Annotated in this window: 3 protein-coding genes; all 3 read left to right on the forward strand. The window is 55.1% G+C overall.

Annotated elements, in window-relative coordinates; genetic code table 11:
* Window positions 1-16: 16 nt before the first annotated feature.
* Complete coding sequence (locus tag FBQ85_23790) at window positions 17-229, forward strand: hypothetical protein (protein ID MDL1878162.1); 213 nt, start codon at window positions 17-19, stop codon at window positions 227-229.
* A gap of 127 nt (window positions 230-356) precedes the next feature.
* The gene (locus FBQ85_23795) at window positions 357-1,085 is read left to right on the forward strand and encodes a T9SS type A sorting domain-containing protein (protein MDL1878163.1); all 729 of its coding nucleotides are present in this window, start codon (window positions 357-359) and stop codon (window positions 1,083-1,085) included.
* A gap of 695 nt (window positions 1,086-1,780) precedes the next feature.
* A partial coding sequence (gene sprA / locus FBQ85_23800; protein MDL1878164.1) for a cell surface protein SprA occupies window positions 1,781-7,169 on the forward strand: 5,389 nt, incomplete at its 3' end.

Consider the following 7,169-nt stretch of genomic DNA (forward strand, 5'->3'; position numbering starts at 1 on the left):
CAAGCGGTATGCGGTCATGCGCGAACGCGCCGACCTGGCTGAACAGCCCGCTGCGTACGACGCCGACATCGAGGCCGCCGACAACTGGATGCAGAAGGCCCTCGAGACCCGCAAGATCAAGGCCGAACGCCAGCCCGCGGCGACCGGCATCGCCATGGCCACCGGCGCGTTGCAGACCACCGGCACGGTGCTCTTTGATTGGTTTCCGTGGATGCAGGAGATCGGATAAAAAACGCAAAAAAAACCTCGGCGCGCCGTCGTCTTCAAGCATCACCGAGGCAGTCGGGCAGATGCCCTGACTATAGCACCCTTAAGAAGGCCGGCCTAACCGGTAGCGCCAAGCCGCTGACTCCTCAATGGATCGTGGCCGGGGTGGTGTCGAAGGAAGCGGCGACTCGCGTGGTCAAGGTGCGCCATACCCCTTCCCACAATTCCAGACCTTCGCGGTCGTTGCCGCCGCGCCAGCGCTTGAAGCCTTTGGCATGTTGTTGCAATACCCCGTGCAGGAGCTGCAATTTGCCGGTGTTGAGCGCAGCTCGGCAACGCAAAATTGGATTGCTCTGAATGGCAGCCAATATTTGCCGGGTATGGTTGTCATCGGCGGCTTTCATGTCGAAGCGCTCACCGCGGAAGCCCCGCTGGCGATGTTTGATATTTTATTCCGCCACGCCGGCGCAAACATTGATAACAACACCTTCGCGATTTCTAGTTTCACGGATGATTTTAACGGCGCACACGTCACGTTTGCGCTCGATGAAACCGCAGCCGCTGCAGCGCCGCGCCAATTCCGGCTGTATCAAAATTATCCCAATCCGGTATCCGTCCAAAATCTTGTGAGCGGCACGGTGATCCGCTACGATTTGCCTGATCGTCTCGGCCAAACCGCGGCCGTGGAACTGATCATCTATAATTTGCAAGGCCAGACCGTGCGCCGGTTGTTCTCGGGTACGCAAACGCCGGGAACACACAAACTCGCTTGGGATGGCCGCGATGATGCCGGTGTGCAAGTGCCAACCGGAACGTATCAGTATCGCTTGAAAGCCGGTGAATATGTGGAAAGCAAGAGAGTCGTCGTGGTGAAATAGGCTCGCGAAGACCACGCCGATTATCAGACGAGCTGAAAATCGAAGCTCTTTGAGCAGCTTTGTAATGCTCGCCCCCAAAAGTTGAAATCCCACAAAAAGGCAAAATCTTTTCGTGGGATTTCATTTTCCTGGGCGAGGCGCTTGCAGAGTTTCATTTAACCGTTGAGACGTCAATCGCCAATCTGTTTAAAACTCCCTGATTCAAACAGAACCGCGTTCGGGCGACAATGTCAGTCAATACGCAGGATCGCGTTTCTGCCCGCCGAACGAACCCGGGAATACCCTTCACAATGTTTTGCTTCACTCTTGGCTGACTCGGAAAAATCGCGACTGGCAGTTTTTTTCGCCCCGGAACAATCTTCCAGTGCTTCCGGTTTAAGGAAAGGTTAAAAAATGGAGTGCTGCCAATGTTCTACAAGACAGCTTTGACTGCCGGCGTTTAGCTAATCCCACGGCTGTGACGCAATCAGGTTCAGCCTGAGTATCTTTGCATCTGAATGGCGCTACTTTTTGGGCAAACGGCAGTTCCGGCATCGGCAATGTTTTCAGGCAGTTGTTATCATATTTTTGCTTGCTTCTCAGCGGCGGACGTGCTACTTTTCCGGCGCTATAAAATATTTGTCCAACCAAGATGGAGGTATCTATCGAGCGCTTTGCTACAGAACATCAACCAGTGAGTTAGAGATTATCCCATTATGACGTTTTACTCTCGCATTGGACGAAGGGCCACGCCACAGCTTTGCACGTGCTTCTTGGTCTTTTTTTGTTTCTGTCTGACGCCCGGTCGCTCATGGGGGCAGGACTCCACGGCTGCCGCAAGCCATTCCGGCTTTAGCCTATCGTTGCCCGCCATCCGAACGTATGATCCTCGCGTTTCTCCATTTGACGAAGCCGGCGCCACGGGCTTAACTCGCTTGTACGGCGGCTTAGGACAGCGCTGGCGTCCCTCTTCGCTGCAGCGCAAAGTCGCCGTTGATTCCACCGGTCAATACATCACCATTCGCGAAGAGCTGTTTGAACAGCCGATTCGTGCGCCTTACAAAGCGCCCATTCAGCTTTATTACGCCGAGCGGCTGCGCAACAATGAATTCAAACTCTGGCAGTCTGCGCTCGCCAAAAGCCTGTCGCCCGGCGCCGAAGCGCGCACGGGCCGCGGCGGCCTGGATGTCGACATTCCGGTGCCGATCAAAAGCCGGGCGTTTGCGCAAATTTTCGGCGGCAGCAGCGTGGGTTTGAACGTGCAGGGCGATATTCAAATCGACGGCGGTTTTCGCAAGGAGAACCGCACCGAACAGCGCACCGCGTTCAACTACGGCTCGAACACCAATTTTAAAATGACGCAGAAACAGCGCTTCACGGTCACGGGCCGCATCGGTGAAAAAGTGACGGTGAACGTCGATCAGGACAGCGAGCGCGCCTTCGATTTTGAAAATAATATCAAATTAAATTACACCGGATTTGAAGACGATATTCTAAAAAAAGTGGAGGCCGGCAACATTGCGCTTTCGCTGCCGGGCACGCGCTACGTCACCTTTGGCGGCGGCAACGCCGGCCTGTTCGGCCTCAAATCCGAAATGCAGCTCGGCAATCTCTTTATCACCGCGATTGCGAGCCAGGAAAAAGGCGAGAGCAAGAAACTGAGCGCCAGTGGCGGCGCGCAGGCAAAAGATTACAATGTGCGCGACTTGAATTATATGCGCGATACGTATTTCTTCTTGCATCGCGAGTATCGCGAAAATTTTCGCTACTATTCGGAAAAATGGCGGCATCTGGCGGTTCCAACCGGCCGGCAAATCCGGCGGCTTGAGGTGTATGTTACCGGCCGCCTGGACGATCCCAAAAATATTCCGGGCGACGCTTATCGTGAGGCGCTGTTGGATGCCGAGGGCAATGTCCTTGTTCTGGATGAACGAGAAAGAGTATCCGGCAGTTTCCGCAAGCTGGTTCCGGAGCAGGATTATCGCTATGAGCCGACGCTGGGCTACATTCGCCTGACGCAGCGTGCGCAAGAGGGCGAGGCGCTTGCCGTGGCTTACGAGACGAACGACGGGGAAATTCATGGTGATATCAATTTTGTTACTGGCAGGCCATTTCGCCTGAAATTGTTGCGCGAGCGTACCACCTTGCCTGCGCCGCGCGATTTAGATGACACCTGGCATCTGGAGTGGAAGAATGTTTATGACCTGGGCAGCCGCAACATTCCGGAAGAGGGTTTGGACATCCGCGTTTATTTTCAGCCCGGCTCGGCCGGCACGCCGGAAGAGACGCTGATTTTGCCCGGCGGCGGCCAGATTTCATATCTCAATATTTTCGGATTGGACGAAACCAACGTCAACGGCGAGCGCCGGCCGGACAACCAAATCGATCTCGACGGGTTCGTGGTCAATCGCGGCGCCGGCGAATTGACCTTTCCCTTTTTGCGGCCGTTTGACGCACGAGATTCGGTGTTTGTGTTTGATCAGGCCTCGCAGTCATTTCAAGTTTTCAAGAATCCCCTGCCACTCGACAAGCAAGTCACGGCCATGTACGATACCGCGTCTTACAGCGAGCAGCAACGCCTGACCAAATTCATCATCGAGGTCAAATCTCAAAACAAAACCTCCACATATCAGCTCGGCTTCAACGTCATCGAAGGCTCCGAAGAAGTATCGCTGCGCGGCAACCGTTTGGTGCGCGACACGGATTATGTCATTGATTATTTCTCCGGCACGCTCACCGTCACCAATCCGGAAGCCAACAAGCCCGACGCGCAGCTTGAGATCACCTATCAAAACAACCAGCTTTTTCAGCTCGAAAAGAAATCCATTCTCGGATCGCGCGCGGAATTCCGCATCAATAAAGATTCATTCATTGGCGGCACACTGCTGTATTTGAGCGAGCGCTCGCTGGAGCAGCGTGTGCGCTTGAGCGGCGGCGAAGACCGCGGCCCGATGAAAAACCTGGTGTGGGATTTCAATACGCGCTTGCAATTCCAGCCGAATTTTCTCAGTCGCGCGCTCGATGCGTTGCCCATCATTGCGACCCAGCAAGCGAGCACCCTCAACCTCGAAGGCGAAATTGCGCAAATCATTCCCAATCCTAATGCGCTGAACAACAAGGAAACCGGCGATCCGAACGGCGTGGCGTATGTAGACGATTTCGAAGGCACGAAACGCACGACGCCGCTGGGCGTGTCGCGGCGCGCCTGGGTGCAATCTTCGATTCCGGTGGAGATTTTGAACGACGACCTGGCCGTGCTCTATGACGATCCGGGAGGCGATCTCCTCACCCGGCCACGACGCAAAGCGCTGGCGCGGCGCGGCGATTTTATTTGGTGGAATCCGATTCAAGGCATTCCGGTAACCGAAATTTATACGACGCGACAGACGAATGCGGGTTTGGGCGGCGCGCCGCAAAATCTGCCGGTGTTGGTTTTTGATTTCATTCCGCAACCGGCCCGAACGCCGCAAGGCACGCCGGTGTCCGAACCGGAAAAATCCTGGGCCGGTATTTTGCGCGCATTATCGCCAGGTTATTTCGATCAAACCGAATCAAAATTTTTGGAAATCTGGATCAACGGCGACACCGGGCGCGTTCACATCGATCTTGGCTTGATTTCGGAAGACGCCATTCCCAACGATTCGCTCAACTCCGAGGATTTGGTACGCAATCGTTTTTTCAATAACGTTCTCGATGACGGCGAAGACGTGGGGCTTGACATGATGGTGGGCGCCGATCCCAACGATTTCTGGGATATCAATCGCAACGGTGTGCAGGATTGGGGCGAGCCTTCCAGCAATGACGATTGGGTGTCCAACAAAATTTCATTCGGCGGCGGCACGTTGAACGGCACCGAGAACAACGGCAAGGGCGGCAGCCTGAGCGATGAAGGCGGCTTGCGGCCGGACACCGAAGACTTGAACGCCAACGGCTCGCTTGATCGCGACAACAGCTATTTGAGTTATTTGATCGATCTCAACGATCCCAGCCAATCCAGCAAATACATTGCCGGGCGCGGCCGTGAAGGCAGCGGCTGGACGCTGTATCGCATTCCGCTCACGGATGCCGCTGACACCGTGGGTGTGGCCACGCTGTCGCGCGTTGAATTCGCGCGCATTTGGATTGACGGTTTTAAGCAACCGGGCCGCTTGCAATTGGCGGAAATCAGCCTGGTCAGCAATGAATGGAAAGAGGTGGGCATCACAAAAGAACCCAATGCCTTCGGCGAATTCAACAAAGAAAAGGACGAGCGCTTCGATGTGACCATCATCAACACGGAAGAAAATCCTTCCTATCCGTTTCCGCCCGGCGTCAAGCGCGAACAAAACCTCATTCAAAAAATCGAAGAGAAGGAACAATCCCAGGTTTTCCGCATTCGCAAAGCCGTGCCCCCGGGGGGCGTGGTTCCTGCCGGCTTGATTCCGGGTGAGATTGCGGTGGCGCAAAAATCCCTGCAATCGTTGAATTTTGTGCGCTATGACAGTTTGAAAATGTTCGTCTACGGCAGCCCCGGCGTCAAAGTCAATGCCGACACCTCGACGATTAAATTTTTCATCCGGTTTGGCGCGGATGAAAATCACTTTTATGAATTTCGTGAAGATGTTTTTCCCGATCCGGACTCCACCAGCGGCAACAATCCCAACCGTTGGGACCGGCGGAATGAGATGACGATCTATTTGCCGGCGCTGACTGACTTCAAGCGCGTGCTGCAAGATTCTGCGTTGCTGGCGGAGGCCATGCAATCGGGCGCGGTGAAGCAAATTCCGTCGGGCATCACGCAGGTGGATGATTATTTCAGCTTCGTTCCCAATCCGGCAAAACGTCAGGAATGGCGCGTGCGGGGCAACCCCTCACTCACCAATATTCGCCTGCTCACGGTCGGCATACAAAATGTCGGGCAGCAGGAATTCACCGGCGAAATTTGGCTGGATGAGTTGCGCGTCTCCGGCGTACAAAAAGAAAAAGGCATGGCCATGCGCGGGCGCGCGGATTTGCGGCTGGCGGATCTCGGCGGCATCAATTTTGAAATCGAAGATGTGGATGCGGATTTCCACAATGTCTCGCAGCGCTTTGGCTCAGGCAACAATTCCCGGCGCTTGTCGGTGAACGGCAATTTCGCGCTCGACAAGCTGCTGCCGCAAAGCCTCGGCCTGAACGTGCCGGTATCGGCGAGTTATTCCGAAAGCAAATCAAGTCCCAAATATATTCCGGGCAGCGACATTCTGTTGACGCCGGAACTGCTGCAAAAATTCAAGAACGACGACCTGGCGGCGATCGATGACAATACCAAGCAGCGCGGCGTCAACGTCTCCGTGAGCCGGCGCGGCCGCTCGAATAACTTCATCATCAAAAATACCATCGACAATTTGAGCGGCAGTTTTAGCTATAGCCAGAACAAAGCCACCAACAGCACCACGCGCATCTCCGAACGCAACGCGTATGCCGGCAATCTCGACTACCGGCTGACGTTTGGGCGCAACAACTACATCACGCCATTTGCCTGGATCGGCAAAACGCCGTTGTTCGGCAAGCTCAGCACCACCAAGCTGTATTATTCGCCGCAGCGTTTCGACGCCAAGATTCAGGCCAACAGCGCCGTCACGCTGAATCAGACGCGGCGCACACTAAACGGCCGCGAGATTGCGCGCGGCGACAGCATTATCACGCAGAATTTCGGCGTCACCGAGGGCATCAGCGGCTCCTACAAGCTGTTCGAAAACTTGACCGCGGATTACGGACTGAATTTCAACCATCTGGTCAAGCCGCGCGTGGCACGCGGCCCGGATTCCGCCGCGACGGCGAATGCCACGATGAGCTTCATTGAGGGCCTGCGGCGGTTCAGTTGGGGCAAGCGCGAGCTGCTGAGCACCTCGCAAACGTTCAATGCCAGCTATAATCCCAATTTGTTTAGCTGGATGACCACCGGCATGACGTACAGCGCCAATTATCGCTTGAATAACAGCCTGCAACAACGTCTCGGCGCGTTGAATACAACCTTGAACCGCAGCATTTCACTCAATTCGTCTCTGCGCTTCTCGCAGCTTTTTCAATTTGCAAAACGCAAAGCCCCAACGTCAACTCCGGGCCGGCAGGAGCCGGGGCGCT

The sequence above is a fragment of the Cytophagia bacterium CHB2 genome (genome assembly GCA_030263535.1).
Taxonomy (GTDB): Bacteria; Zhuqueibacterota; Zhuqueibacteria; order Zhuqueibacterales; family Zhuqueibacteraceae; genus Coneutiohabitans.

Coding starts and splice junctions, on each gene's coding strand:
- FBQ85_23790 (MDL1878162.1), top strand. CDS start 17: ATGCGCGAACGCGCCGACCTGGCTGAACAGCCCGCTGCGTACGACGCC.
- FBQ85_23795 (MDL1878163.1), top strand. CDS start 357: ATGGATCGTGGCCGGGGTGGTGTCGAAGGAAGCGGCGACTCGCGTGGT.